Annotated in this window: 22 protein-coding genes and 1 pseudogene; 11 read left to right on the top strand and 12 right to left on the bottom strand. The window is 61.6% G+C overall.

Features of this window, described 5'->3' with window-relative positions:
• Positions 1-188 precede the first annotated feature (188 nt).
• The 8 genes and pseudogenes from hsdR to ACILSI_RS00655 form a co-directional block, all read right to left on the bottom strand.
• Positions 189-2543, bottom strand: a complete 2355-nt coding sequence (gene hsdR, locus ACILSI_RS00690; RefSeq protein WP_395719904.1) for an EcoAI/FtnUII family type I restriction enzme subunit R — start codon at positions 2541-2543, stop codon at positions 189-191.
• Positions 2540-2872 (bottom strand): nucleotidyltransferase domain-containing protein, encoded by a 333-nt coding sequence (locus ACILSI_RS00685; RefSeq protein WP_395719903.1) that lies wholly within the window; start codon positions 2870-2872, stop codon positions 2540-2542. The genes hsdR and ACILSI_RS00685 overlap by 4 nt, the downstream gene beginning before the upstream one ends.
• A complete protein-coding gene (locus ACILSI_RS00680; protein ID WP_395719902.1) occupies positions 2869-3291 on the bottom strand; it encodes a nucleotidyltransferase substrate binding protein in 423 nt (140 codons plus the stop codon). Before ACILSI_RS00680 ends, ACILSI_RS00685 begins: the two co-directional genes overlap by 4 nt.
• Before the next feature lie 68 nt (positions 3292-3359).
• Positions 3360-3803, bottom strand: a pseudogene (locus ACILSI_RS00675) (macro domain-containing protein); the annotation flags it as partial.
• Positions 3804-3937: 134 nt separating this feature from the next.
• Positions 3938-4699, bottom strand: coding sequence for a DNA-binding protein (locus ACILSI_RS00670; protein WP_395719901.1), 762 nt, complete (start codon positions 4697-4699; stop codon positions 3938-3940).
• Positions 4696-5547, bottom strand: a complete 852-nt coding sequence (locus ACILSI_RS00665) for a HipA domain-containing protein (RefSeq protein ID WP_395719900.1) — start codon at positions 5545-5547, stop codon at positions 4696-4698. Before ACILSI_RS00665 ends, ACILSI_RS00670 begins: the two co-directional genes overlap by 4 nt.
• 67 nt (positions 5548-5614) lie before the next feature.
• Complete coding sequence (locus ACILSI_RS00660; protein ID WP_395719899.1) at positions 5615-6805, bottom strand: restriction endonuclease subunit S; 1191 nt, start codon at positions 6803-6805, stop codon at positions 5615-5617.
• Complete coding sequence (locus tag ACILSI_RS00655) at positions 6802-8259, bottom strand: N-6 DNA methylase (protein ID WP_395719898.1); 1458 nt, start codon at positions 8257-8259, stop codon at positions 6802-6804. Before ACILSI_RS00655 ends, ACILSI_RS00660 begins: the two co-directional genes overlap by 4 nt.
• A 343-nt stretch (positions 8260-8602) precedes the next feature.
• Here ACILSI_RS00655 and ACILSI_RS00650 point away from each other — a divergent pair, with 343 nt between their 5' ends.
• From ACILSI_RS00650 to ACILSI_RS00640, 3 genes are all read left to right on the top strand, one after another.
• Complete coding sequence (locus tag ACILSI_RS00650; RefSeq protein WP_395719897.1) at positions 8603-9013, top strand: hypothetical protein; 411 nt, start codon at positions 8603-8605, stop codon at positions 9011-9013.
• Positions 9014-9667: 654 nt separating this feature from the next.
• Positions 9668-10378 carry a hypothetical protein gene (locus ACILSI_RS00645; RefSeq protein ID WP_395719896.1) on the top strand — a complete coding sequence of 237 codons (711 nt, stop codon included), beginning with the start codon at positions 9668-9670 and terminating at the stop codon, positions 10376-10378.
• Positions 10379-11217: 839 nt separating this feature from the next.
• The gene (locus tag ACILSI_RS00640) at positions 11218-11823 is read left to right on the top strand and encodes a hypothetical protein (protein ID WP_395719895.1); all 606 of its coding nucleotides are present in this window, start codon (positions 11218-11220) and stop codon (positions 11821-11823) included.
• 505 nt (positions 11824-12328) lie between these two features.
• Here the strand turns inward: ACILSI_RS00640 and ACILSI_RS00635 are convergent.
• Together ACILSI_RS00635 and ACILSI_RS00630 are read right to left on the bottom strand one after the other, a co-directional pair.
• Positions 12329-13327, bottom strand: coding sequence for an Ig-like domain-containing protein (locus tag ACILSI_RS00635; protein WP_395719894.1), 999 nt, complete (start codon positions 13325-13327; stop codon positions 12329-12331).
• Positions 13324-14445: a hypothetical protein gene (locus ACILSI_RS00630; RefSeq protein ID WP_395719893.1), complete on the bottom strand. Its 1122-nt coding sequence runs from the start codon at positions 14443-14445 to the stop codon at positions 13324-13326. The genes ACILSI_RS00635 and ACILSI_RS00630 overlap by 4 nt, the downstream gene beginning before the upstream one ends.
• Before the next feature lie 168 nt (positions 14446-14613).
• On the opposite strand from ACILSI_RS00630, the gene ACILSI_RS00625 reads away from it, so the two are divergent.
• The 4 genes from ACILSI_RS00625 to ACILSI_RS00610 all read left to right on the top strand — a co-directional run bounded on the left by ACILSI_RS00625 (position 14614) and on the right by ACILSI_RS00610 (position 17890).
• Positions 14614-15003 carry a hypothetical protein gene (locus tag ACILSI_RS00625; protein WP_395719892.1) on the top strand — a complete coding sequence of 130 codons (390 nt, stop codon included), beginning with the start codon at positions 14614-14616 and terminating at the stop codon, positions 15001-15003.
• An 80-nt stretch (positions 15004-15083) separates the two neighbouring features.
• A complete protein-coding gene (locus ACILSI_RS00620; protein ID WP_395719891.1) occupies positions 15084-17261 on the top strand; it encodes a transglycosylase domain-containing protein in 2178 nt (725 codons plus the stop codon).
• Positions 17262-17300: 39 nt separating this feature from the next.
• Positions 17301-17573: an addiction module protein gene (locus ACILSI_RS00615; protein ID WP_395719890.1), complete on the top strand. Its 273-nt coding sequence runs from the start codon at positions 17301-17303 to the stop codon at positions 17571-17573.
• Complete coding sequence (locus ACILSI_RS00610) at positions 17570-17890, top strand: type II toxin-antitoxin system RelE/ParE family toxin (RefSeq protein WP_395719889.1); 321 nt, start codon at positions 17570-17572, stop codon at positions 17888-17890. Before ACILSI_RS00615 ends, ACILSI_RS00610 begins: the two co-directional genes overlap by 4 nt.
• A 6-nt stretch (positions 17891-17896) precedes the next feature.
• Here the strand turns inward: ACILSI_RS00610 and ACILSI_RS00605 are convergent, their stop codons facing one another.
• A complete protein-coding gene (locus ACILSI_RS00605) occupies positions 17897-19306 on the bottom strand; it encodes a sulfatase (RefSeq protein ID WP_395719888.1) in 1410 nt (469 codons plus the stop codon).
• An 81-nt stretch (positions 19307-19387) separates the two neighbouring features.
• On the opposite strand from ACILSI_RS00605, the gene ACILSI_RS00600 reads away from it, so the two are divergent.
• Together ACILSI_RS00600 and ACILSI_RS00595 are read left to right on the top strand one after the other, a co-directional pair.
• Positions 19388-19963 carry a hypothetical protein gene (locus ACILSI_RS00600; RefSeq protein ID WP_395719887.1) on the top strand — a complete coding sequence of 192 codons (576 nt, stop codon included), beginning with the start codon at positions 19388-19390 and terminating at the stop codon, positions 19961-19963.
• A 61-nt stretch (positions 19964-20024) separates the two neighbouring features.
• Positions 20025-21998, top strand: coding sequence for an amidophosphoribosyltransferase (locus ACILSI_RS00595; RefSeq protein ID WP_395719886.1), 1974 nt, complete (start codon positions 20025-20027; stop codon positions 21996-21998).
• A 2-nt stretch (positions 21999-22000) separates the two neighbouring features.
• Here ACILSI_RS00595 and ACILSI_RS00590 read toward each other — a convergent pair whose 3' ends face one another.
• Positions 22001-24340, bottom strand: coding sequence for a secretin N-terminal domain-containing protein (locus ACILSI_RS00590; protein WP_395719885.1), 2340 nt, complete (start codon positions 24338-24340; stop codon positions 22001-22003).
• A 130-nt stretch (positions 24341-24470) separates the two neighbouring features.
• On the opposite strand from ACILSI_RS00590, the gene ACILSI_RS00585 reads away from it, so the two are divergent.
• The gene (locus ACILSI_RS00585) at positions 24471-25241 is read left to right on the top strand and encodes an ABC transporter ATP-binding protein (RefSeq protein WP_395719884.1); all 771 of its coding nucleotides are present in this window, start codon (positions 24471-24473) and stop codon (positions 25239-25241) included.
• Complete coding sequence (locus ACILSI_RS00580; RefSeq protein WP_395719883.1) at positions 25238-26866, top strand: hypothetical protein; 1629 nt, start codon at positions 25238-25240, stop codon at positions 26864-26866. Before ACILSI_RS00585 ends, ACILSI_RS00580 begins: the two co-directional genes overlap by 4 nt.
• Positions 26867-26981: the final 115 nt, after the last annotated feature.

The raw sequence follows: 26981 nt of genomic DNA, 5'->3' as shown, positions 1-26981 counted from the left end.
AGATCACAGAGGCAACAGAGATTCGTCATTCTGCTTCGTCAGCCCGCTCATCATCTCCTCTTCTCCCAGCCTCATAGTCTCCAAGTCTCCAAGTCCTCTCGTCCAAACCGTGGCCCATCCAAAGCCTTGCCCCACGGCTCGCAGGCATCGACTCCCGAGCCTTTCTTGCTACCCACTCGCCCGCTCACTCACGCCACGTCCTGATACAGATACTTCTGGAAGCCCGCGAAGGCCTTGCCCACGTCGCTGCCGAGATCAGCCACCGCATCCTGAATGGAGTCGTGATACTTCAGCTTGAGTAACGGCGTCAGCTTGTCCTGGTCGAGTTCTTCGACGCCGACGCTGACATAATGTGACAGCACGAAGTCGAGAAAGACCTGCTGCTTGCTGTTGAAGTGCGTGCTGATCTCCACCTTCGCTTTCGCGGCACGTTCTTCACGACTCAGGGGCGGCAGCGCGTAGGCGACGTGAGCCAGCACATCGAAGAGGTCGCTCTTCTCGGCGTCGATGATGGTCTGCATCTCGTGGAGCTGGCTTTTGCCGAAGCCCTTCTCCTCCAGGCCTTCGAGGAGCTTCTTGCGTGTCAGCGGATCGCTCCACAGAGCGCGCAGCTCGTCTTCGCTCTGGAAGAACTCTGGCAGCTTGCCGAACAGCATCTCCATGAACTGCTGCGCGCTCATTGGCGTGCCATCAGGATGCCAGAAGGTCGTCATCATCATGTGTTGGATGGTGCGCGCCTTGCCGTCAGCCAGCTTGACCTTGGCCTTCTTCTTGCCGCCACACTGGCAGGGGCGCTGGCCGCACACCGGACAGGGACACACGCAGGGAGATTGCCCACACACCTCGCACGGTTCCGGCGGCGGGACCACACACACGCAAGGATACTGCCCGCAGGTCGGGCAGGTCTCCGGCTCCATGGGTTCTCCGTCCCATTCGGGATCGAGGAAGTGCTGGTGCGCCTTCACGAAGTCATAGATCGTGAAGTAGTCCTTCCCGTCAAAGAGCCGCGTGCCGCGTCCGATGATCTGCTTGAATTCGATCATCGAGTTCACCGGCCGCATCAGCACGATGTTGCGGATGTTCCGCGCATCCACGCCGGTGCTGAGCTTCTGCGAGGTCGTGAGGATCGTCGGGATGACGTTATCGTTGTTTTGGAAGTCGCGTAGATGCTGCTCGCCGAGCGCACCGTCATTCGCCGTCACGCGGTGGCAGTAGTTCGGGTCCGTGCTGGTCTTCGTTTGGTTAATCAGATCCCGCACCAGCAACGCGTGCTCCTGACTGGCGCAGAAGACCAGCGTCTTCTGTTTCTGATTGATCTGGGACATGAAGATCTCCACCCGCTTGCGCTCACGCTCTTTGATTTCGAGCTTCTTGTTGAAATCGCCCTCCCCATAGAGCTTCCCGGCCTCCACCTCGCCTTCCATCACCGTGTCGTCGGGCGTCCACACATACTCATCCAGCGTCGTCTGGATTTGCTTCACGCGGAAGGGCGTCAGGAAGCCGTCGTTGATGCCTTCCTTGAGCGAATAGACAGACACCGGCTCACCGAAATACTGGTAGGTGTCCACATTGTCCTTCCGCTTCGGTGTCGCCGTCAGACCGAGTTGCACCGCTGGCTTGAAGTAATTCAAAATGTCCCGCCAGGTGCTCTCATCGTTCGCGCCACCGCGATGACACTCGTCGATGATGATGAAGTCGAAGAAGTCCTCCGGATACTCACCGAAGTGCGCCTTTTCCATTGGTCCCGACAAAAAGGTCTGGAAGATCGTGAAGAAGACGCTGCCGTTCTTCGGCACCTTGCCCTTCTTCTTGATCTCGCCGGGCTCGATCCGCACCAGCGCGTCTTCGGGAAAGGCCGAGAAGGCGTTGTAGGCTTGGTTCGCCAAAATGTTCCGGTCCGCGAGGAAGAGAATGCGAGGCCTGCGTGTCGGCTCTCCGCTCAGGTTCCAGCGTGCTTGGAAGAGCTTCCACGCGATCTGAAACGCGATGAAGGTTTTCCCCGTGCCAGTCGCCAGCGTCAGCAAGATGCGGTCCTTCCCCGCCGCGATGGCCTCCAGCACACGCTCGATGGCTGTCTCTTGGTAGTAATAAGCACACTTCCCGCCCGGCGTATCGAGCGGCACCGCCGCGAAGCGATCCCGCCAGGCGTTCACCTCCGCGAACGTCATCGCCCACAGCTCATCGGGTGTCGGGTAGGCGGAGATTTCCTTCTCTACGCCCGTCTGCATGTCGATGGCATAGATGCCCTGGCCGTTGGTGCAGTAGGCGTGCCTTAGCGCCAGCTTGCCCGCATAGTTCTTCGCCTGCGCCGCGCCTTCCGTCAGCGGCAGGTCCCAGGCCTTCGCCTCATTCACCGCCAGCTTCGTGTTCTTGTACTCGAAGACGTAGTCCGCCGTCAGCGCCTTGCCCTTCTTGCCATTCCCCTCCAGCCGTCCCGTCGTGATCGGATACTCCCGCCGGATGCGGCTGCCCTCCACCACGCCCCAGCCCGCCGCTTTCAGGGCGGGGTCGATGTGCTCGGCGCGGGTTTCGGCTTCGTTCATGCAGGCAGGGCTTCCAGCGGCACGGCATTCTTTTCGTAAAGCACCAGGCCCACGCGGCGGATGTGGTCAATCAACGCCGGATGCGTGATGGAGGACATCAGCGAGAGATCCATCTCATAGGGCAGCAGGAGATCATCCAAGGCCGTCTCAATCCGCGCCAGCAGACGGAAGGACAGCTCCGGGCCGTACAGCGTCAGGTCGATGTCCGACCCCGGTTTGAAAGTACCTTTGGCGCGGGAGCCATAGAGCACCGCTTTCTCCACTTCGGGAAAGCCTGCCAGCACCGCCTGGATCTTCTTCACCGTCGCATCACTCAGGCCATGGTTCATGCCGTCTCCTCCTTCAGGGCCTCCAGCCGTTGCTCCAGCTTGCCAAATTCCGCCACATAACCGCTGAGAATGTCCACGGCGATCTGGTCCGCCGTCGCCTGATCGTAGGCATGCACCGACCGGTTGCGGCTCTTGATCATCTCCATCCACACCTCGCCATTCTCGATCAAGCCACGGGCAAAGGCCGCCCGCGTCGCTTTCACCGACCCGTAGAGTTCCGTCACGCCGTTCAGCTCCAGGAAATCCTTCAGCGTATTCCACGCCAGCTCATGGGTGAACTCAAACGCCTGGATCAGCCCCTGCTGCTCCAGTTCCGAGAGCTTCCGCTGCCCCGCCAGCACCGCCGCCTTGCGGAGCTGCGCATAGGCACGCTTGAAGTTATCGAAGCGCTGAATCCAGCGGATGTCGGGGCTGCTCATGGGAGCGGACTATAACCAGGGGTCGCGCTGGGAGAAAAGGAAAACTTGGCTCAAGAACTTCACCGCCCCTCATACACCACGACCTCCACGCCCTCCAGATCACCCAGCGCGTGCTCGATCAGCGGACGCACGGTGTTCCAGTCCAGGCCGCCGAGACCACAGCCGAGTTTCGGCAGCGCCACGGACGCGATGCCTTCGGCCAACAGCACGCGCCGCAGGTCTTGCAGACCAGCGGCCACCCATTCGAGCTTCGAGGGATGCCGCCAGTCCTGTTTCGTCGGGAAGTTGATGATCCAGCGCAGGCCTTCGAGCTCCTCGCTCTGAGTGACGAACATTCGCCCCACCGTCACTTCACCCGCCTTGCAGGCAGCGGCGTAGGCCCGGAAGTTGTCCGGGAATCGCTGTTTGAATTGCAGTGCCAGTCCCTTGCCCATCACGCCCACCGTGTTCACAGCGTTCGTGATCGCGTGCTCAGGCGCGTGGAGGAGGTCACCTTGGGTGTAGCGGATCATGGTCGTGGAAAAAATGAATCCCAGCTCCCCGGCAAAGGCTTGGTGCAGCAGCGGCTTCTTCAACGCCGCCCGCTTCCGCTCGTAGAGGCTCGCCAGACGTTGGGTTTCGGCATTGCTCATGTCGTTTCAAACCACTAGCCAATCAGCGGCGTGAAATCTGGTGACGACATCAATAGATGGCTCTTGGGAGCCTTGCCAGAATACTCTACGAGGATGGACTGATTCAACGGAGCGTGCAGATGATTCACCTTCACCACAGTGGCTTCGATCTCTGGAGCCAGGGGGATGCAGGTCACGAGGTCGTCCACCAAATATCGTGGTGCCCAGCCTACCATCACGTAATCCTCTGAGTGCAATGTCACAGCGACGCGCGTCGCCGGATTATTGACCTCAATCATGATGCGTAGCTTTTCGCCGGGCATCAGCTTCCTCGCCCTCTCACGCGAGGCTTCCGTCAGATGGCGCAGCCCGTGGGCAAAGAATCTCAATTGAAAACTTCCGTCCGCCCCCATCTCTACTTTCGGGAAGGTCTGCAGGTTGTCGGTCACCCGCGTGCCGCCGGACACGGACAAAATTGAGATCGGATCCGCTTCATTCCGGCTCAGGCCCAGCCAGTCGATGTATTCGGGGAAATCCGCCCTCTTGTGCGACAGCACCCGGTTGTGAAACAGTGGGAAGAGCTTCTCCGAGCGGTAGTCCTCTGTAAACTCGGGGAACGCGACCAAAGGCTCAAACCCCACCTCCTGCTGCGCACGCTTCGCACCACCCGTGTAACGGAATCGGCACGAGGTCACCTCTGAATCGGCGGATTCAGCATCCAGGCGTCCGATAGGAAACCACGCGCTGCTCCGGCGGCTGTCTTTCGGGGCTTGCCATGCAAGAAAAAGGCTTTTCATAGAATCTTTGTGATCATATTACGGCTCGCGCTAAGAAACGCCAGAACGAACTCCCGGCTTGCCTCCGTCATGCACCAGGCTGGAACAGACGAAATCAGGGGGACGGCAAAATCTTCTGGCAATGCCGCCACGCGGTCCCTCCACGGCCTCACCAGTTCGGGATAGGTCGCTGCGATCAACTCCACCAGGGCAATGGGTGACATGCCTTTGCGGGCTTGCGCGTTTTGAAAAATTCCACCTGTGGCTTTCCGAATGTAGCGGTTGATGGCTTGCGGGTCAGCCACAAGCTGCCGTGCACGACCCTCCAGCAATTCACGCCCCAGTGATGATCCGTGATCAAAGGTGGGAGCAAGCCCTATTCTGCGCTTGGAGACAGGAACTCCACCTGCATCATTTTGGACGACCGGCTTGACAACGATTCCCCAGTTTTCGTGATGCCGGTCCGTGTTGCCGACCAGGGCATCCAGAACGAGGTAGCCAACAAATCTATTGGAGACGCTCAGGCGGACTTCCGGCGTTCGGAATCGCTTCTCCAGCGCATTCACGATGTTCTGAAAATTGTGATCCGCCTGCCCGCGGTGCTTGCCTTTGTCATAGCCCTCGATGGCACCTGCCAGCACTTCGTTCCCGTGGACCAGCGTGTGGTCCTTCTTCAGGAAGGATCTCACCGCGCAGCCCATGCGCCCTTCATGTCGGGCGAGGCGGACCTCATGCGTCGGCAGCTTCAACAGCACGGCAATTTCCGAAGCGACCTTCTCCGCCCAATGCTCCCCGGTGTTTGGCCTCGCTTGTTTGAACAGCCACATCTCGTCCTGGTAACGGAACCAGAACTTCGGCTTGCTTCCCATGTCCTCGATCTCCCGCCTCCACGCGGGTTCGATCTCAAGGATGTCGGCGGGTTCTTCGGTCATGGAATCACAATGCACCGCTAAACGCCTCATGCAGTAGCGACTTCTTCAACGCCTCCAGCGCGGCCAGCTTCCGCTCGCAGAGGCGGGCGAGGCGTTGGGTTTCTTCTTCAAGCGCCATCAGCTTTTCGACAATGACGTGTTGATGCTCCAACGGCGGAATCGGCAGGACTGCTTTCTTCACGAGGTCGCCGCTGATGTTTTTGACAACTGAACCGCTAGCCAACGAAGCGAATTGCAACTGCACGACGGGCGAAGAAAGCAGGTAGTAAAAGTAGTCTGTGTCTATTGCCATGTTCAACCGCAAGACGAACCAACCGTCATGGATGTAGCCGCTTGTCTTCATGATGTATGGCCGCCCATAAGACATGGAGTTTGTGAGGATGAAATCGCCTTCCTTGACGAAGCGAGACTGCTTTGCGCCTTCGGGCGTTATCTTTTGTCCCGTTGAATAGACATACTTTCCGCCTTCTTCGGTGTCGCCGATTTTGATCCAGTTCACACCGTCGGGCTCAGTGGTGAAATACTCTTTGATCGGGCGTGGTGAGCTGCCTCGCTCAACGATGCAAACTTGATCCAGCGTGCGATCCACCCACCCCGGGCCGCGCTGGGTGAAGACGGATTGGAGGTGGCTTTCGAAGAGGGCGCGGGCGTTTTGGAGGTTCTTTTCGGCGTTGGCTTTGGCGGTGGCGAGGCCCTCAAACGCTTCGTCCAGCAGGCCGACGATCCGCTGCTGTTCGGCCAGCGGTGGGAAGCTGATCTCGATCTCCTTGAGTAGGCTCGCTTTGATTCCTTGGACGGTCGCGCCGGTCCCTTTTTCGCGAATGATCCCCTGCATCGTATCCGAGAGCAGGAGATACTTGAGGAACGTCCTATCAAGGCCGCTCCCGACTGGCTGAAGAATGATGATGCGTTGCGCGAACACCACGCGCTCGTCGGTATCGAGTTGTGCCACGTTTGCCAAAGGTGCCTCGGTCGTGAAGAGGACATCACCCTCTTTCGGGATTCCGCGCGTCATCCATGCGTCGTAACTTTCTGGAGCGACGTACTCCAAGGGTTCCCGCTGGAGAAAGCCCATCTTCACGTTCTTAGCCGTAATGAGTCGCATTCCGCTGGCAGTCTTCTCCGGCGTTTTGCCACGGTAATCAATGAAGCGGCATACATCGCTCAACTTCTTTGTCTGCCACCCCTTCTTCATAGCAGCGCCTTGATGTTGCCCAGCACTTCCGCGCTCTCGGCGTCCAGCGCGGCAATTTCGTCCATGATTTCCTGCGGGCTGCGGTGCGCGATTTCCTCGCCGCCGTTGGGGTTCTTCACGGACAAATCAAACGTCTTCCGATCAATGTCCGCCACGTCCACGCTCCAGCTCTTCGCCGAATCGGCAAAGGTCCGCTGCCGGTCAATGAAGTCACTGAGGTCCGCATCATTCAGCGGGTTCGTCTTCCCCATGTTCCGGCCGGGGTCGAGCTGGTAGAACCAGACTTTGCGCGTCTTCGTGCCTTTCTCAAAGAACAGCACCACGGTCTTCACGCCCGCGCCGATGAACGTGCCGCCGGGGCAGTCGAGCACGGTGTGGAGGTTGCATTCTTCGAGCAGCTTTTGCCGCAGGCTGACGGAGGCGTTGTCGGTGTTGGAGAGGAAGGTGTTCTCGATGACGATCCCGGCGCGGCCACCGGCCTTGAGGATTTTGATGAAGTGCTGGAGGAAGAGGAACGCGGTCTCGCCGGTGCGGATGGGGAAGTTTTGCTGCACTTCCTTGCGCTCTTTGCCGCCGAAGGGCGGATTGGCCAGGATGATGTTGAAGCGGTCCTTTTCCTGCACGTCGGCGAGGTTCTCGGCGAGCGTGTTGGTGTGGATGATGTTGGGTGCCTCGATGCCGTGCAGGATCATGTTCATGATCGCGATGACGTAGGCGAGGGACTTCTTTTCCTTCCCGTAGAGGGTGCGCTCTTGCAGGGTGCGGTCCTGGGCGGTGCTGCGCTTGGGGTTCTGCGCCTTCAGGTAATCAAAGGCCTCACACAAGAAGCCCGCCGAGCCGACGGCGGGGTCGCACAGCGTCTCCCCCAGCTTCGGTGCCGTGACAGCGATGATGGCCCGGATCAGCGGGCGCGGGGTGTAGTATTCACCGCCATTGCGCCCCGCATTCCCCATGTTCTTGATCTTGGCCTCATACAAATGAGACAGCTCATGCTTCTCCGTCTGTGACGCGAAGCGGAGCTCGTCAATCGCGTCAATAATGTCCCGCAAGTTATACCCGCTCTGAATCCGGTTCTTAATCTCCCCAAAGATCTCACCAATCTTGTATTCGATGGTGTTCGGGCCGGTGGCCTTGGCCTTGAAGCCGTGCAGGTAGGGGAAGAGCTTGGCGTTGACGAACTGGATCAGGTCGTCGCCGGTGAGCGCGGTGTTGTGGTCGATCTTGCCGTCGGGGCCCTTGGGCGCGGCCCAGGTTTCCCAGCGATACGGCGCATCGAGAATGGGGGTGTATTGCTTGCCGTCGAGGGCGGCTTCGGTGGCCTTGTCGTGCTCCAGGGCGTCGAGGTATTTCAGGAAGAGCAGCCAGGAGGTCTGCTCGGTGTAATCCAGTTCACTGGTACATCCGGCGTCTTTCCAGAGGACGTCGTCGATGTTTTTGAAGGCTTGTTCAAACATGAAGTGTCAGCATCCAAGCGGGGGATGAATCCGAAGGCAAGGAATGCTGGAGGCTGGCAGCTCGATTCTTGAGGCTGGATGCTCGATTCGAGTCTCCGTTGCCTCTGTGATCTCCTGTTCCAACTCGGGGAGCCATGAAAAAAAGGCGGTTGATTGGCAGTTCTGCCAATTTACGAAACCGGGGCCATCGGCGAAAAAAAGCGCCCGGCATTGGTCTTCCGACCAATGGACAGAACCACGCGGGGCCGCGAGGCTCCGCCTCCCCCAGCACCACGCGCGTGCCATGCAGGCGAAGTCGTCTTCATCCACCCCATCCCGGACGACGCACCGGGCGGGGCGGCCTTTGCCACCACGGCGCAGGCTCAACACGGAGCGGCTGCATGCGGGCATCGCCTGGGTGCTGCGCTGGCTGGTCTGCCAGCGCCACGGCCTCAACGTGGCTTGGCTGGCGCGGGAGGCTCCGGTGGGGGATCAATCCTTGCGGGATTACCTGGACTTCAAGCACCCCGAGGGCTGGCACACCGAAAGCCGGGTGGCCCTGGTCCTGGGCTATTTCCCCGATGAACTGGAGCGCCTGACCCGCCGCTGGATGCGCAAGTACCGCCACCGGGAACAACGCCGGCACGCGGGCGAGAAGGACTGGCGGCTGCGGTTTCCCTGGGAGCAAGACCCGCCGGTGGAAAAACCTCCCGGCTTCCAACCTCTCCGCCCGTCTGAGCGACAGCAAAAAACACGCCAGTCCGATCCCGGATAACCGGGATTCCCTTTCCCGCCGGTCATGGAACGCTGGGCCCATGAAGACGACGCGCCACGCCTCTAAGCCAGCCTGGGAGGCCTGCCCTGCCTCCAGCGCTTCCGCAGGCTCGTCCCGGGGTTTCCCGGGCTCAGTCCGTGGTTTCCCGGCTTCGTTCGGCGGCTTCCCGGATGGGTTCCGGGGTGCCTCAGACTCATTCCGGGGCTCCCCGGATTCAGCCCGGGGTTTCCCGGACTCGTTCCGGGCTTCCCCGGATTCAGCCCGGGGTTTCCCGGGCTCGTTCCGTGGCTTCCCGGACTCAGCCCGGGGTTCCTCAGACACGTTCTGGGGTTTCCCGGAATCAGTCCGGGGTTTCCCGGGCTCGTTCTGTGGCTTCCCGGACTCAGTCCGTGGCTTCCCGGGCTCGTTCTGTGACTCCCCGGATTCATCCCGTGGTTTCCCGGGCTCAGTCCGGGGAGCCCCGGATTCGCCTGACCGGACGGCGGGGCCAGACCGTGCCCCCTCCCTTTCCAACCTTTTCAAACCCCGGGGGGCCTGCTGATGCCGCTGTGGAACAGCGGCGTCAGTTGGAATTCCGGGGCTCTGTGGTCGCCTGCGGCAACGCCGCCCGCTGCCACGCCACGCAACCACCGAACCCACAACCGACACACCCGAATGAAACGCAACGATTACTACCCCAAACTGGTGCCCGAGCGCCCCGAGTGGCACAGCAACTTGGCCGCCAAGCTCCAAACCTACGGCGCGGCCCTGGGCCTGACGACGGCCCAGATCAACGCGGCCGTGGCCGATAACCGCTACCTGGCCTACGGCCTGGGCGACTGGATCGGCAATGTGCGGGAGTTTGCCCCGGCCTGCACCGCCGCCCTGGTCAAACTCTCCACCGGCACGGGCGGCGAGGCCTTCGCCTTCACCCCTTACAACGCGCCGGCCCTGCCGACCCTGCCGGTGGGCATCACCGAGGTGCTGCCCGGCGCGCTGGACCGCACCTTCAAGCTGGTCAAGACGATCAAGAGCCTGTCAGGCTACACCGAAGACATCGGCGTGGACCTCGGCATCGTGGGCGAGGAGGACACGGTGGAGCACAACCGGCCGGAGTTCACCCTGAAGACCGAGACGGGAGACGGCTGCCACTGCGTCAAGGTGCGGTACAAGAAATTCGGCCACTATGCCGTGGCGGTGTACTCCAAACGCGGTACCGGCGGCTGGGAGCTGCTGGGCATCTCCAAGGACACCCCCTTCGAGGACGAGCGCCCGCTGCTCGTGCCCGGCCAGCCGGAGATCCGGGAGTACAAGCTGCGCTTCTGGGACGCCGGCCAGGAAAACGGCGACTGGACCGACGTGGCCAGCGCGACCGTGAGCCCGTAGCCGGAGGCTCGCTGCGCTCGCGTTGACCATGGATGGCATGGTTGAGGGCGCTGCGCGCCGTTGACGGTGGTTGTGCCAGAGTTCTGCCAACCACTGTCAACCAGCGTCAACAACCGTCATCCACCGCCAACTCCGCCAACTCCGCCGTTTTCCAGGCGTTACACAAAGCGTTACATTGGCCCCCGTCCAAACACGCGCCAGGGCTCCGGGTCGGAGAGCCGAATGCCCCACCCGCCGATTTCGGCAGCCACGGACAGCTGCCCGCTCTCAAGCGCGGACACCTCGTTTCTTCAGCGTTACATACAAGCTTCCTGTGACGCCCCCGCCGCGCTCCCCTGCCCTTCCCAGACCTCCATCCGGCCTGGCGGCTAAAACTCCGCAGCTCCCAGGGCGACCCGCAAAAGCTCCTCGCTGGAACATCAGGCGTCCGAGGGGCAGAATTGGCCGAAATGCCAATGACGCCACTTTCTGTTTAACCACCATTCGATCATTGTGGTTCAACGTGGTGACATTCACTATTCACACTACTTCCACCTCGCTTTCGGTAACAGCTTTCACGGACTCATCTCGCTTCCTCAGCGCTCCATTCATTACTATAATACCGTTACACTCAACCTGACGCCCCCGAGTCTTTCCCAGACTGCCAACCGGTCCTGCCCTCGGGTGAAGCCACCGGAGAGTCCGGGCAAGCCCTCGCTTGCCCGTGCCTCCAACACGCAGAGCCCATCGCTTCCCTGGAGGACATGAATAACGTCTCATTCGTTACTTATAGGCGGGATTGAGACCTGTTGATTCGCCCCCTCTTCTCCCCGTCTCCTCCACTCCACTTCTCCAAGTCTATGTTCGACCCCACCCTTCCCCAGGCCGGCACCGAGATCGACGCCGTCCAGATGCGCGGTCAGCTCAACGGCCTCAAGGATCTCATCGACGCCATTCCCGCCGGGCCGCAGGGGCCGCCTGGAGCGGAGGGTCCCCCAGGGCCGCAGGGTGATCCCGGCGCCCCCCCGGGACCGCAAGGCCCGTCGGGTTCCAACGGCAACGATGGTGCGCCTGGTCCGCCCGGAAATGATGGCGCTCCCGGTCCCCATGGCCCGCCGGGAAATGACGGGCCGGCCGGTGCCCCAGGCCCGCAAGGGCCGCCGGGGGCCGATGGTGCGCCTGGACCTCAAGGCCCGCCGGGTGTCGATGGACCGCCGGGAGGGCCTCCTGGCCCGCAAGGGCCGCAGGGTCCGCCAGGACAGCAAGGCATCGAAGGGACGCCGGGGCCGCAAGGTCCGCCGGGGGAGGTGACCCTCGCCGCCTTGAGCGTTGCCATCGCCGGAACCAGCGCCATCAGCAACAGCGTGGCCTTGCTGGGACTGGTGGTGAGCGATCCGCCGACGCAAAGCGAGGTGCAGCAGATCGCCGACAAGCTCGACGAGCTGATCACCGCGCTGCGGAGGTAGGAGGAGGGGCGCGGACACTCTTGTCCGCTTCTTCTTTCCACACAGCGGGCAGGAGTGCCCGCGCTCCCTTCGCGGCTACGCAGCAGCCGGTCTGTGGACGCTTCAACAGAGCCGCCTCAAGGCAATGCCGTGAAGCAATCTTGTGCCTCACCGGTTTGGATGAACGAGCCGGAGGCCCGCAAGAGCTCAGCCGGTGGTGCAGAGGGCGCAGCCATCGGGAACCACCGGACCAAGGACCGCGCTCAACTCTGCCACCCTCCGCGCTCCGGCAGGAGCGCGAGAAACGAACGCGGGCTTGGTGGGATCATGCTTGGAGAAGGCACCCACCCTTCTCGCGCCCTTCCAGGGCGCGGTGAAAGAGACGTGGTTGTCTGCGGGTGGCTCCGGTGGTTCTCGCTCGCCGGGCCTCGCTTCACCACCGGCTCTTTTTCTTGCAAGCCTCCGGCTCGACCCTTCAGATCGGGATTGCGCCTCAAGGCGGAACTCCAGTGCGAAGAAGAACCGCCTACCGCACCTCAAACGACTTCACGGTCGTCCGGGCAGGCGGCGCTGGCTGGTCGCGATCCACCTCGAAGGGATGCTGGAGGTTGTTCCCGGCGAGGTCTTCGAGCAGGGGGGCAATGTGAATCGTATGCGGGCCGGAGGTCCAGGCGCTGTCTGGTGCGAAGGACCACGAGCGGGCACCAGAGGACACCATCACACTGCCAGGGATCGGCGTCTTCCCGCGTTGAACGCTGAAGGCGGAGGCGATCATGGCGGGATCAAGCCTTTCATCGAAAACAAGCGAGAGCAGACCACGAGTTCCGGCCTTGGGAACGCGTATCTGCCAGTGCTTCGGATCGGGGCATGTGTGATCCACCGGCCCGGCCAAGATGTGAAAAACAGCCTCCTCTTTCATGGCCACACCTTGGAAAGAGCGCCATGACGCGGCGATTTTCAGCGTGTGCGTCTCCCCCGCCCTCAGCACGGGGCCTTCATCGGTGTTTAAATTCACGCCGGTCTTCTGCCGTCCGGGATGCAGCCAGAGGGTGAGGCGTTTGCCATCGGGCGACCACAGTTCGGTCTCGCGAAACGCTCCCTGCACCACACTGCCATCCAGACGATGCAGGGTGATGCGGTCGAGAAACACGCCCTGCTCCATCGGCTGGCTGAAGAGCAGGTAGATCTTCAACGCGTTCGCGGGCAGCACGGAGGGCGAGGACAGGCTCACCGTGGGTTTCTCCGCCTTCGGCAGCTCAAAACGCAGGCGCTGCGTGCTCCAGGTGCCGTCGGTGGCTTGAAACTCGACGCGGTAGCTCTCCCCGGCGACCAAAGGCAGCGTGGGCGCGAAACGCACGGTGTCGTGATCCTTTGAGACACTGCCAAACAGCGGCGTGGCGGCCTCGCCGCGAAACACGCGCACGTCCCTGCCTGGGGCCTCGATCTGGCCTCGATCGTTGATGCGAAGCTCGGCGGCGTGAAGCATCACGCCGCCGAGGAGGCAGAAAACCAACCACCGTTTCACGGCAGCGCGGCCACTTCGAGGCTCAGGGTGCCTGCGGTGTCGCGCAGGACGACGATCTCGGTGTTGCTGAGCTTGTCCACCTGCACGGCGCCGAAGAGCGCATCGACGATCTCGATGCCGTCGGGGCCTTTGGCCTCCTTTTCATCGCGACGGGCGGCCTTTTCGTTCGTCTCGGCGGCGTTGAGGTAGTCCATGCTGATGCGCGCGCCCCACATCTTGCTGGGACCGAAGGCGTTCTGCTTGAAGCGCTGGGTGTGGACGACGAGCCACTCCTTGCCGCTCTTGTCCTCGTAGCTGAAGAGATCGAGCGGGCGGTTGCCGCTGCCGAGCTCCACCATGCTCACGCCTTTGACCTGCGCGCCGCTTTCGAGGTCATCGACCTTAAACTTGGCCACCGGGGTGCAGGCGAAGGCACCGACGACGTAGGTGCCTTCTTTGGACGAATACGGCACGAAACTCTGGATCGGAGCCTTGGTCTCCCACTTGCGATGCGCGACGTGGTAAGTCTCCGCGCTGAACACGCTGGCGGTCGCGCCATGCTTGATCGGCACGGGGATGGTGAAGATGCGGGAGGCGAACTCCTCATTGCAGGTGCCGGTGGCGAAGACGCGGTCCTTGTCGAAAGCGACGTCGGTGATGTTGGTGACCTTGCTGGCGGTGCCGCCGGGCAGGGTGACACGCACCCAGGGCAGCGGATCGAGATTCAACGGAGCCACCTTGCCGGCGGCATCGACGGCCACGATCATGACCGCGTTGTCCGGTCGGCGCTGCACGGCGAGATACACCCGGCCGCTGGCCTGATTCACGGCGAGATCCTTGACGGTGATGTCCTCCTTCTTCGCACCGAGGCCGTCGGCGATCACCGCGCTGATGTCCGCCACCGGTTTTCCCAGCCGCGCCTGCGCCGGGCCGACATCGCCGGTTTGAATGGCGAGGACGCTGGCCGTGCCGGGTTCAGCGACCAGCAGCAACCCTTCCGGGCCGAAGCTGATCGAGCTGAGGGATTTGAGCTGCAAACCGCCGGTCTGCGGCGATTCGATGAGCGCGGAGGCGGCGACCGGCGCGGCGGACGCGCCAAGAGTGGTGGCGAGGAACAGGGTGAGACAGATGGCTTTCATGGTCGGGTGGGATGGAGTTCGCGCGGATGGTACGGGATTCGGCGGTGGAATGTCACGGACAAAGTAGGATTGCATTCAGCGGTGGCTTTTTATAAGATCTGACTCATTCCCCTCATGAAAGCGTTACCGTCCCCCCAATCTCGCGTCGCCTTCATGTGGTGTTGCTTCATGATAATCCTGGCGGGACTGGCTTCAGCCCATGCGGAGAGTCGAAGAACGATCATCCTTCCCGAAGTAAAAATCAAAGATGTCACCTTGGAGGAAGCGGTGGCTTATTTGAAGCAAGTCGTGAAAAAGCTCGACGGGTGGGACGACGCGAACATCAATGTGATCATACTGGGTGCCAGCGAGGAGCAAAAACGAAAGAAGATCAGCCTTGATGTGCGTGAGATTCCTCTGCGCAGCGCTTTAGATCATATCGCGCTATCGGTGGGCATGAAGGTTCGTGTGGACGCCCACGCGGTGATTTTGGCACCTGCCACACAGTCAGATGAGATCCTCACGCGAACCTACCGCGTGCCGCCGCACTTCATCCAAGCGGGTTCAGCGGCAAAGTGAACTGTGAAATTGAAGTTCACACCGAGTTCATCGTCTGAGGCTTGATCTTTCGCTTAAAACAGCGACCCGATGCCTGCCGCATGAAAAAAAAGACCCCTGAAGACCGCAAACCGGTGAAGCGCACGCTCACGCGCTGGCAATCCTTCAAGCGGCTGTCGATGATGCTGCTGATGGGCGGCTCCCTGCTCTGCACGCTGACGGTGGCGGTGGTGATCGGCGTGTACAGCCATCTGGCGAAGGATTACGACCTCACCCAGCTCGGTCAGATGCCGGAGCGCACCATTGTGATGGATTACAAGGGCGAGATCCTCGGCCGCATGCATGGGGAGAACCGCATCATCGTGCCGCTGAGCGAGGTGTCGCCGTGGTTTGTGAAAGCGCTGCTGGCCCGCGAGGACTCGCGCTTTTACAACCACAGCGGTGTGGACTTGAAAGGCGTGGCACGCGCGGCGGTGCGGAACATCAAGGACATGCGCATCGTGCAGGGCGCGAGCACGCTGACGATGCAGCTCGCCCGCAACAGCTTTCCCGATCTCGACGACCGCAGCATCCACCGCAAGCTGGTGGAGATGATGCTGGCGCGGCGCATCGAGAAGGCGGCGTCGAAGGAGCAGATCATCGAGCACTATGTGAACCGCATCTTTTACGGCCCCGGCATCTACGGCGTGCAGCGGGCCAGCCAGGTGTACTTCGGCAAGCATGCCAGCCAGCTCAATCTGAGCGAGGCGGCGATGATCGCGGGCATCATCCGCAGCCCGGTGCGCTTCTCGCCCTTCCGCAATTACGAGGGTGCTCTCAAGGAGCGCGACACCGTGCTGCAGCGCATGCTGGAGACGAAAGTCATCACGCCGGAGGAGGAACTGGCCGCGCGTTATGCGGACATCGCCCTGCATGCGCAGCCCGCGTTTCAGAGCCAGGGCGGTTACGCGCTCGACGCGGTGCGCCGCGATCTCGATCTCATTTTGGAGCAGCAGGAGATCGAGGACGGCGGCTTGCAGGTCTTCACCACGCTGAACAAGGAATTGCAGGACGCGGCAGAGCAGTCGGTGGAAAAACGCCTCGCTGCTGTGGAGAAGCTGAAAAGCTACCAGCACCCGAAGAAGGCCGATTTTGACAAGACCTGGGACGGCACGCAGGAGATCACCAGCACGCCGTATTTGCAGGCCTCGCTCATGATGCTGGACAACGAGACCGGCGGCATCCTGGCCGTCGTGGGAGGGCGTGACTACCGCCACAGCAAGTACAACCGCGCCACGCAGGGCGAGAGGCAGATCGGCTCGACGGTGAAGCCGTTCGTGTATGCTGCGGGTGTCGCCGCCGGCTTCCTGCCGGGCACACTGATCAATGACGCACCGATCCAGCCCGGCGAGATCGACGAGTCCGATCCCGGCTGGAGTCCGCAGAACTCAGACGGCAAGTTCCTCGGCCTCGCAACCGTCACCGATGGTCTGGTGAAAAGCCGCAACACGATGACGGTGCGCCTCGGCAACTACGCCAGCCTCAATCGCGTGATCGACCTGCTCACCAACGCGGGTTTTGGCAAGCCGCAGCGCACGCCGCAGATTTTCATCGGCAATCTGGCCGGGAATCCGCGCCAACTCACCAGTGCGATGAGCATTTTCCCAAATCAAGGCCTGCGCCGTCGCCCGTTCCTCATCGACCGTATCGTCGACAAGGCCGGGAACGTCATTTACCAGACGCCCGTGCTCGAATCCGAGGTCATCACGCCCAGCGTGGCCCACATGATGCGCCTCATGCTCGCGCAGGTGATTGATCGCGGCACGGCGGCCTCCCTGCGCAGCGAATACGGCTTCAAGGAACCCGGCGGCGGCAAGACCGGCACGACGAATGATTACAAGGACGCGTGGTTCGCCGGTTACACGGACCGCCTGACCTGCGGCGTGTGGGTGGGCCTCGACAAGCCGCAGACGATCATCGAAGGCGGCTATGGTGGCACGCTCTCCCTGCCGATCTGGGCGGACGTGATGAAGAAAGCCGTCGCGCTCGGCTACAAGACGGAGGTGCCGAAGGTGCTGCTGCCGCTGACCAAGGTGACGCTCTGCCGCGTGAGCAGCCAGCTCGCCACCGACGGCTGCGGCCGCGCCGGCACCGCCTACGAGGACGCCCTGCCCTACGACCTCGTGCCGCAGAACTTCTGCATGGAGCACCAAGGCTACGCCGCCCCGCCGCCGCAGCGTATGCAGCAGCCGGGACAAGGCCGCGGCTTGTTTGACCGCATCAAGGGCTGGTTCAGGTGAAGGCTCGACAAACCCGGCGCGATTCATTACTATCCGCCCATGACCGCCGCCGTTGAACGCATCAAAAGTGAAATCCGCCGTCTGCCAAAAGACGAACTGGACGATCTGCTGCGCGACATCCAATCGGAGTATGTTCTTCCCGCATTGAATGAAGACGAACGCTCCGTGGAAGCCGCCTGGGACGAGGAGATCAACCGCCGTGCGCAGGAGGTGATGGATGGAACCGTGGAGCTGATTTCGGGGGAGGAATCAGACCGCATGATGGACGCCCTCTACGCCAAGCATGGCCTCCAACGAAAAAGAGTCGCATGAAACCCTGGCGCATTCACCCGGCGGCTCAGACCGAGCTGGAGGAAGCTGCCGGGCACTACTTGATGATTGATCAAGCACTCGCCGAGTCATTCAATCATCATTATCTGACTTACCGGCAGCAGATCTGCGAGAACCCGCTGCTCTTCAACATCCGTGCTGGCATCGTGCGCCGGGTGAACCTGACGCCGCGTTTTGGCGAGTACTACATCGCCTACATGCTGTGGCATGAGAATGTCGTCATCCTGGCCATCGCGCATGCGAAGCGCATCCCTTATTACTGGCGGCATCGCATCAGCGAGTCGAAGCAGATGTTCTGAAGCGGATCACTCCGCCTTCTTTTTCTTCTTCCCTTTGCCCTCGCCTTTCTCTTTCTTCTTCTCGGCGCCGGAAGTGGGTTTGACCTCATCCTGGGGCAATGCGGCGGCGAGTTTCGTCTTGATGTCGCTCATGCCGACTTCAGCGGCGAGGTTGGTCCACTCACACGGGTCTTTGCTGTGATCGTAGAGTTCTTCCGTGCCATCGGCATAGCGAATGTAGCGCCACTGGGCGTCGCGCACGGCGTGGTTGCCTTTGCCATGCGTGCAGACGGCCACGCCATCCCATTTGGCGGCGGGATCTTTGAGCAGCGGCATCAAACTTGCGCCTTTGACATGCTCCGGCACCGGCAGGCCGGTGAGTTCGCAGAGGGTCGGGTAGATGTTGGTGTAATCGATTGGCGCGTCCGTCTTACTGCCGGGCTTTGACACGCCGGGGGCCACAATCGCCATGCTGGTGCGTGTGGCTTCCTCCCACAGGGCAAATTTGCGCCAGTGCTCCTTCTCACCGAGATGCCAGCCGTGGTCCGTCCACCAGACGATGATGGTCTTGTCCTTGCGCGGACTTTGGTCGAGCCCGTCGAGCAGGCGACCGACTTGATCATCCAGGAAAGAGATGGTGGCGAGGTAGGCCTGCACCGCTTTCTTCCACTGGTCGCCTTTGAGCACGGCGGCGTGATCGCCCTCAGGCCCGGCCATTTTCACGCCCTGCGTCGGCACGTCAGCGAGATCATTTTCCTTGGTCACGGGCAGCTTGATGTCGGCCAGTGGGAAGCGGTCGTAATACTCCTGCGGCACATACCAGGGCAGATGCGGCTTCACATAACCAACGGCCAGGAACAGCGGCTTGTCAGCAGGCGCGGTCTTGAGATGATTGATGGCCCAGTCGGTCAGCTTGTGGTCGCCCATGTCAGCGGTCTTGGCATCGACCGGACCCCAGTCGAAGTGACCACGGTTGAGGCCGTTCAGGTTTTCCTCGTGCTCTTTGATCGAAGGAAACAGCCCAGCCCATTCCGTCCACGAGTCCTGACGGCCCTCGGCGTTGAAGTTGTGGTAAATCTTGCCGCCGCCGAGGGTGTGGTAGCCGTTGGCGAGGAAGTGGCGGTTGATCGTGCTCACATCCTTGAGCACGCCCTGCGCCGGGTCGCCATTCGTGTAAATGCCGGTCTGCCAAGGGCGTAAACCACTCATCAAAGCGGCGCGTGATGGATTGCAGGCGGGCGCGGCGCAGTGCGAGTTCGTGAACGCGGTGCCGCGTGCCACGAGACGGTCGATGTTAGGCGTTTTCGTCTGCGGATGGCCGCCGAGGTAGCTCGTCCAGTCGTTCAGATCATCGACCGCGATGAAAAGCACGTCAGGCTTCGATTGAGCGACGGCAAAGCCACTCAGCAGCAGGAATAGAGCAAAAAAACGAGTCATGGCCCGCCTTGAACGCGGAGGCGTTTGAAGTCTTGCAGTGACTGGCAGATCAGTCGGAGATGCGACGTTGAAAGGATCACGATGACTTCCCTTCTCCGTTCCACCCTTCACGGCGGCCTTGGCTTTGGCGTCGTGAGCGTCGCCGCTTATTCGATCTGGGCCTTCATGCCGCGCCTCGCAGGCAGCGAGATCGGCATGTATGCGCTGATCGCGCTGGTTTATCTCGGCGGGGCCGGTCTGGCGTTGTGCGGACTGTTGCAGGGAGAACACCGGCTCGGGCGCTTTTACCGCATGTTTTTGCCCGCGTTCTTTGGCTACGCGCTGTTGTGGAGCCTGGCGTGGTTTGTCATCAAAGGCCGGCCTGGGGAGTGGGTCGGCGCGGCGGCGGGTACGTTGTTTTTCTCGTTCATGTGCTGGAACTCGCTGAAAAGGCCGTCCGGCTTCTGGATCGCGGCGCTGGTGCTGTTTGCGCTGCACACGGCGGGCTATTTCATCGGTGGCAAGTGGATGTACGGCGTTCTGGGATCGGGCATCGAGGGCTGGACGAAGCCGCAGGTCGCCATCGTGGCCAAACTGGGCTGGGGATTGTTCCACGGACTCGGTTTTGGAGCCGGAATAGGATTTGCGCTCGGGTGGTGGCAGCGAAGCCAGCATTGAGAAACTCATTCCACCGGTTGCACTCCTTCCTGCGCCTGCCAAAGATGGGCGCTCCTTCCTGATGAGCGACCCAATCGGACACGAGTGCGGCATAGCAGTGGTGCGGCTGAAAAAGCCGCTTGGATACTTCTATCAAAAATACGGCAACGCCTTGTACGGCCTCGACGCCCTGCAGGCGCTCATGACCAAGCAGCGCAACCGCGGCCAGGACGGCTTCGGCATCGGCTGTAGCAAGCTCGGCATGCCGCCCGGCCTGCCTTATATGTTCCGCGAGCGCAGCACGGAGAGCGTGGAGCGCATCGGCCAGGCTTTTGAGGAAATGCGCAAGGACATGAAGCGCATCGCACGCCGCATCGACAAGCAGCGCAAGGACGAGCGCGACCAGGAGGGCAAGGAGTTCGTGCCCTTCGAGGAGGACCCGGAGGCCATCAAACGCGAGTTTGAGATGGCCGGGGAGATTTACATCGGCCACCTGCGCTACGGCACCAGCGGCGACTTCGGCAAGGGAGCCCTGCACCCCTACATGCGGCGCACCACCTGGCCCACGCGCACGCTGATGGTGATGGGCAATTTCAACCTCACCAACACCCGCGAGCTCAACCAGATCATGATGCAGCGGGGGCAGCACCCTGTCTTCGGCACGGACACGCAGAGCGTGCTGGAGGAGATCGGCTTCCAGCTCGACGAGGCGCACACGAAACTTTACCACCAACTGCGCGACTCTGGGATGCCAGGCACGGACATCCCCCAGCACATCAGTGAGAAACTGGATGTGAACGCCGTGATCCAAGATTCCGCCAAACGCTGGGACGGCGGCTACGCCATCGTTGGCGTCATCGGCAACGGCGATCTCTTCGCCATGCGCGACCCCAGCGGCATCCGCCCGTGCTACTACTACGAGAACGATGAGATTTTCACCATCGCCTCCGAACGTGTCGCGCTCATGTCCGTCTTCGGCGTGAGCGAGGAGGAAATCCAGGAACTGCCGCCCGCACACGTCGCCGTGATCAAGGCCGACGGCGGCATGAGCATTCAAAAGTTCACCGAGCCGCGCGAGTTCAAGCCCTGCTCCTTTGAGTGCATCTATTTCTCCCGAGGCAACGACTCCGACATCTACCGCCAGCGCAAGGCGCTCGGCGAGCAGCTCGTGCCCCAGGTCGTGAAGGCCATCGAGAACGACTTCGAGCACACCGTGCTCAGCTTCATCCCGAACACCGCCGAGACCGCCTACTTCGGCTTCCTCGACGGCCTGCGCAAAAGCCGCCGTGGCGTCGTCAAAGAGGCGCTCATGGACATGCTCAAGCGTGGCGAATTCGATGAGGCCAAGCTCGACGACCTCGTCCTGCGCAACTGGCCGCGGGCCGAGAAAATCGCCCTCAAGGACATCAAGATGCGCACCTTCATCGCCCAGGAAACCGGGCGTGACGCGCTCGTCTCCGGCAGCTACGACATTACCTACGGCGTCGTCACGTCGAAGGACAACCTTGTTGTCATTGATGATTCCATCGTGCGCGGCACCACGTTGAAGAAAAGCCTGCTGCGCATCCTCGCCCGCACCAATCCGCGCCGCATCATCGTCTGCTCCACCGCGCCGCAGATCCGCTACCCGGACTGCTACGGCATCGACATGGCCGAGCTGGGCAAGTTCATCGCCTTCCAGGCCGCCGTGGGGCTGCTGCGTGAGCGCGGCCTGTCTCACATCGTAAGGGATACCTACAACGCCTGCAAAGCCGAGATGCGGAAGCCCAAGGAGGAGATGCGCAATGCGGTGAAGGCCATCTACGCCCCCTTCACCGACGACGAGATCTCCGCCAAGATCGCCCAGATGATCAGCCCCGAGGACACTCCCTGGCATGGCTCTGTTGAAGTCATCTACCAGACCATCCCAGGCCTCCACCAGGCCCTCGGTGCCGAATACGGCGACTGGTACTTCAGTGGTGACTACCCCACTCCCGGCGGCTACTCCGTGGCGAACCAGTCCTTCATTCTCTACTGCGAGGCCAAGGACGGCCGCGCCCATGAGGCGCTGCTGTGATTTTACTTGGCAGGCAACGCCCGGGGGATGTCCTCCAGCGGCGGATTGCCAAAATCCACCGACTCCCGGTAGATGTTGGAACGTCCGGCCTCAATGCGGTTGGGACTGTCGTCCGGGTCGGTGGAGCTGATGATGTGCGGCTGGATAAAGATGAGCAGTTCCTCGCGGATGGCCTCCTTGCTGGTGGTGCCAAAGAGGTGCTTGATGATCGGAATGCGTCGCAGGAAAATGGCTCCGCGCTCGCCGTTCGTCACACGCTCGGTGATGAGGCCGCCGAGGACGACGGTGGCGCCGTTTCTCACGGCCACCTCGGTCACCAGCTCCTGTGTGCCGATGGTGGGCACGGTGTTGCCGGAAATGACCTGGGTGCCGACGATGTTGTCGTTGATCTGCGCGATCCTGAGCGTGACCTCGTCATCGGAGTTGATGAGCGGCACGACCTCGAGCTTGAGCAACACATCGCGGTATTCGACACTGACACTGGTGCTGGCGACCCCGGCGGTGAAGCCGCCATTGGAAAGAATCTGCGCGGGCACGGCGATGCGCTGGCCTGAGGAGATGACGGACTTGGCGGCGTTCTTGGCGTACACGCTGGGCGTGGCCAGCACCTTGAAGTCGCGCTTGCCGTCGGCCAGCTTGATGTAGTTGCTCAGGGAGCCGATGGTGCCGTAGAAGTTGAGCTGGTTGACCGAGAAGTTGTTCATGTTCACCGGAAATTGCAGCGTGCCAGCCGCCGTCGAAGTCGTGGCTCCGGGCGTGGTCTGGTTGACGCTGAAATCATCCAGCATCTTCAGGAAGTCGAAGCCCACATTGTAGTCCTTGCCCAGGGTGAGCTGGCCGATGATGGCGGAGATGTACACCTGCTGCGGCTTCACATCCATCTCCTTCAGGAGCTGGTCGATGCGGGTGATGTGCTCGGGCGAACCCGACACGACGAGGCTGTTCGACTGCGGATCGGCGATGAGCAGCGTCTTGCCGACGATCATGGACTCAGGCGCTCCGACTTCCTCGGGCGCGTCGAGCACGCTGCGGCTGGCGTTGGAGCCGGTACTCATGCCACTGCTGCCACCGAAGTTGTTGTTGTTGTTCGCTCCGAAGGACGAATTGCTGTTGCCAGCATTACGCGCCTCGGTGGAGGGCGAGTTCGAGTTGGCACCGCCGCTGCGGCGAGCGCTGCCGCCGCTGCTTCCACCGCCTGAAGAAGCGCCGCCGTCGTTGCTCTGAATGTCGGTGTCCTTCGCCAGCGCGTTGTAGGCCACGGGCAGGAAGTCCTGCACATCCATCCACTTGAGACGGCGTTTGAGAAAGTTGGTGCCGTCATCCTGCTTGTCGAGCTTCTCGACCAGCCCCTTGATGTAAGTGATGTCCACCGGACGACCAATGACGAGAAGCTCGTTGGTGCGGCGGTAGGGGAAGATTTTGACCTTCGAGGCGGCGGGATTGGTGGCGGAGGTGTTTGTGCTGCCCGCCGGATTCACGACCGGCACGGGCACCGAGCCCGGGCGAGACGCAGGATTCGCCACGGCGACCACGGGAGCCGGCGTGGAGCCGGTCTGCGCCTTTTCCTCCTGCTCGAAGATCTCGCTCACGATCTCGGCCACGAGTTCCACGTCGGAGCGCTCCAGTTTGATCATCTCATTGGCGATCTCGGCGGGCGGCACATCGACGATCTGGGCGATCTCGCAGATGCTGCGGATGGTGGCGCTGTTTTCGGTGATGATGAGGGCCGAGTCATTCGAGATCGGCGTCATCGCGCCATACGGGTGCAGTTTGATCACCTGCTGGAATGCCTTTGAGGCATCATCGGCGGAGATGTGCTGCAAGGGCAGTACATAGTGGCAGATTTCCTCGCTCTCCGGCAGGTCGTGCAGGGAATTGTACACCTTCAAACCGTCGGCGGTGGGGCTTTTGCCGCCTGCGTGGTTGATCAGCTTCGCCGTGGTGGCATCCACATGAATGATGGCATAGCCGTTGAGCAACAGCGTGGCCTCGATGAAGGCGATGGCGTCTCTCTTCGTGAGATTCTGCGGGGAGATGATGCGGAGCTGCTCCCCCTGCAACGCGGAATCCAAAATGAGCTTTTTGCCGGTGAGCTGGGTGTAAAACGGGATGATCGCCTGGATCGGAGAACTGGGGAAATTGACCTTGATCGTGGCCCCTTCCCCGACAGGCACATAGACGCCTGCATTGGCCTGCCCGGACGGAGACGGAGGCGGAGGCGGAAGTGTGGGTGCCACACTTGGCTGCTGCGCCTTCGAAGCATGTTTGGCCCCCAGAAGCAGAAGCACCAGCAGCACGGCAAGGCGCAGACGGCCGAGCGGTTGAGAGGGAAAACGGGACATATTGTTACTGAAATTATATTCAGTATAACTAATTTACCATCACCAGCAAGGTTTTAGTTAATATCTATTAAAATTCATGCTCCACAGCCACTTCTTGCGCCGCTCCGGCTCCGGCGGATGATCCGGCCCCATGATCTCCATCCAGGGCCTTACGAAGCGCTTCGGCGCTCAAACCGCCGTCGATCACCTCACGCTGGAAGTCCCGCCGGGGATGATCGTCGGTCTTTTGGGGCCCAACGGCGCTGGGAAGACCACCACGCTCAAAATGGTCACCGGCATGCTCCAGCCGGATGAAGGTGCGGCCCTGATCTGCGGTGTGAACGTCGTCACCCACCCCACGGAGGCGAAACGACTGCTCGGTTTCGTGCCGGATTCAGGCGCGGTCTATGAATCCCTCACCGGACTCGAATTTCTCCTTATGATCGGTGCTCTCTACGGCATCCACGAGGACGAGGCGCGGCCCCGCATCCGCCAGTTCCTCGATTTCTTCGAGCTGGATGAGCAAACGCTCACCTCGAAGCTCCTTGGCGCTTATTCCAAAGGCATGCGGCGCAAGGTCGTCATCACCGCCGCTTTGCTGCACAATCCCAAGGTCGTGCTGCTGGATGAACCGCTCGACGGTCTCGACGCCAACGCCGCCGTCGGCTTCAAGGCGCTGCTCGAAACCCTCGCCCGCGAGGGCAAGACGATCGTGTACAGTTCCCATGTGCTCGATGTCGTCGAACGCGTGTGCAACCGCGTCGCCATCATGGCGCAGGGCCAACTGATCGCGGAAGGCACGCCGCAGGAACTTCAGCGCCAGCACGGGGCCGACACGCTGGAGCAGCTTTTCACCCGCCTGACCGGCCTCAGCGGTCTCGAAGCCCGTGCCGAGTCCTTCGCCAAAAACATGCTGTCATGAGCACTGCTGCTCCATCACCAGCGAAGGTTCTGCGCAGCCTGTTCTGGAAGCTGCTGTTTCGCGGTCGCGCCGCCCAGCAGGCCGGATCGAACAAAACCAAGCGCCAGATCGGCCTGGGCTTCACCATGCTCATTTATGCGGGAGTGGGCATCCTTCCAGCCATGTTTGCGCGAAACGCGGACACCTTTGTCTTCGCCAGCGCCCTGCACGGCTTCACCTTCATGTTTGCCTCGCTCACCCTCGCCTCCAGCGCGGGCACGATGCTCTTCATGAAGGAGGAGGCGGAAATCCTGCTGCACCGCCCCGTCACCCCGCAGCAGATGCTTCGCGCGAAGTGCGCCGTGCTCGCTGGATTCGCGCTAATGCTCGCCTTGGCGCTCAATCTCGCCGGATTCGCCGCCGGACTGGGCTGCAAGGGTGCAACGTGGCGCTTCATCCCCGCTCATCTGTTTTCCACGGCGCTGCTCATGCTGTTCTCCGCCGCCAGCATCGTGCTCGTTTACAATGCCTGCCTCAAATGGTTCGGTCGCGAACGCTTCGACAACCTCCTCGCCTCCGTCCAGTCGCTCCTCACCATCGTCATGATCCTCAGCGGCCAGATCATGCCGCGCATGCTGAAGCTCGACACTTTTCAGCATCTCGAAAACGTCAGCGGCTGGCTGCTGGCACTACCGCCGATGTGGTTCGGCGCGCTCGACGCCCTGATCGCCGGCACCACCTTGAATCCCACCTCGCTCTGGCTGCCAGCCGCGCTCGCTGTGATCGTCACCGCCGTCACAAGCTGGCTCGCCCTCGAAAAACTCGGCCACGCCTACGGCCAGGGCCTCATGAATCTCAACGAGTCCGAAGGCACCGCCAAGGGCAGCAGCAAGCCGCGCGGCCGCTGGCTTGCCGCGCTGGTCAAACTACCGCCGCTGAGCTGGTGGCTGCGAGATCCGGTGGAGCGCGAGTCCTTCAAGCTCACCACCGCCTACCTCGTGCGTGATCGTGAAATCAAAATGCGACTTTACCCAGGCGTCGCTCCGCTGCTCATCATGCCGCTGGTCATGCTATTTTCAGGTGGCACGGGCAAAGGCGGCACCGAGGCCGCCATCATGATGCAAGGCTTCGCCACCTGCTTCCTCGGCATGGTTTCCATGCAGGCCCTGCTCTTTCTTGGCTGCTCCGAGCACTGGCGCGCCTCCGCGTTCTTCCACGTCGCGCCACTGCCGCATTGGACGCCGCTGTTTCACGGCTCGCGCAAGGCCGTGCTCGCCTGCCTCAGCTTCCCCGTCTTGATCGTGCAAACCGCCCTCCTGTGCGGCATTCAGCGTTCATTCACCCCGCTGGCGCTCAGCCTGCCCGCGCTGCTGTTTTTGCCCACCTTCTCACTCGTCACCGGCCTGCTCGGTCAGTGGCTGCCGCTCTCCAAACCGTCCGAAGATGTCAAAAACACCGCCGCAGGCTGCCTCATGATGGCCGGGGCCATGGTCGCCGCCGGCATTGTTGGCGGACTCGCCAGTTGGATGTGGCACCTCGGCCATTTCGGCCTCTACCTCGCCATCGAGGCCGTCCTCATGCTCGCCGCCTCTTTCCTCATGAAATACCTCATGCGCGACACACCCTGGGTGGCGATGAAGGAATGATCCCGCACTGTAGTCCCGGCTTTAGCCGGTTCCCCAGAGCCGCCTGAAGGCGGAACTACAATACAGGTCTCCGCCAAAGCCTCTTTTTTGCGTTTCCTTGCGCCTCTTTGCGGCT

The organism is Prosthecobacter sp. (genome assembly GCF_044232965.1).
In the GTDB taxonomy this organism is placed as follows: Bacteria; Verrucomicrobiota; Verrucomicrobiia; order Verrucomicrobiales; family Verrucomicrobiaceae; genus Prosthecobacter.
Note: the sequence above shows the minus strand (reverse complement) of the source record. Positions and strands in the feature narration are given on the sequence as shown.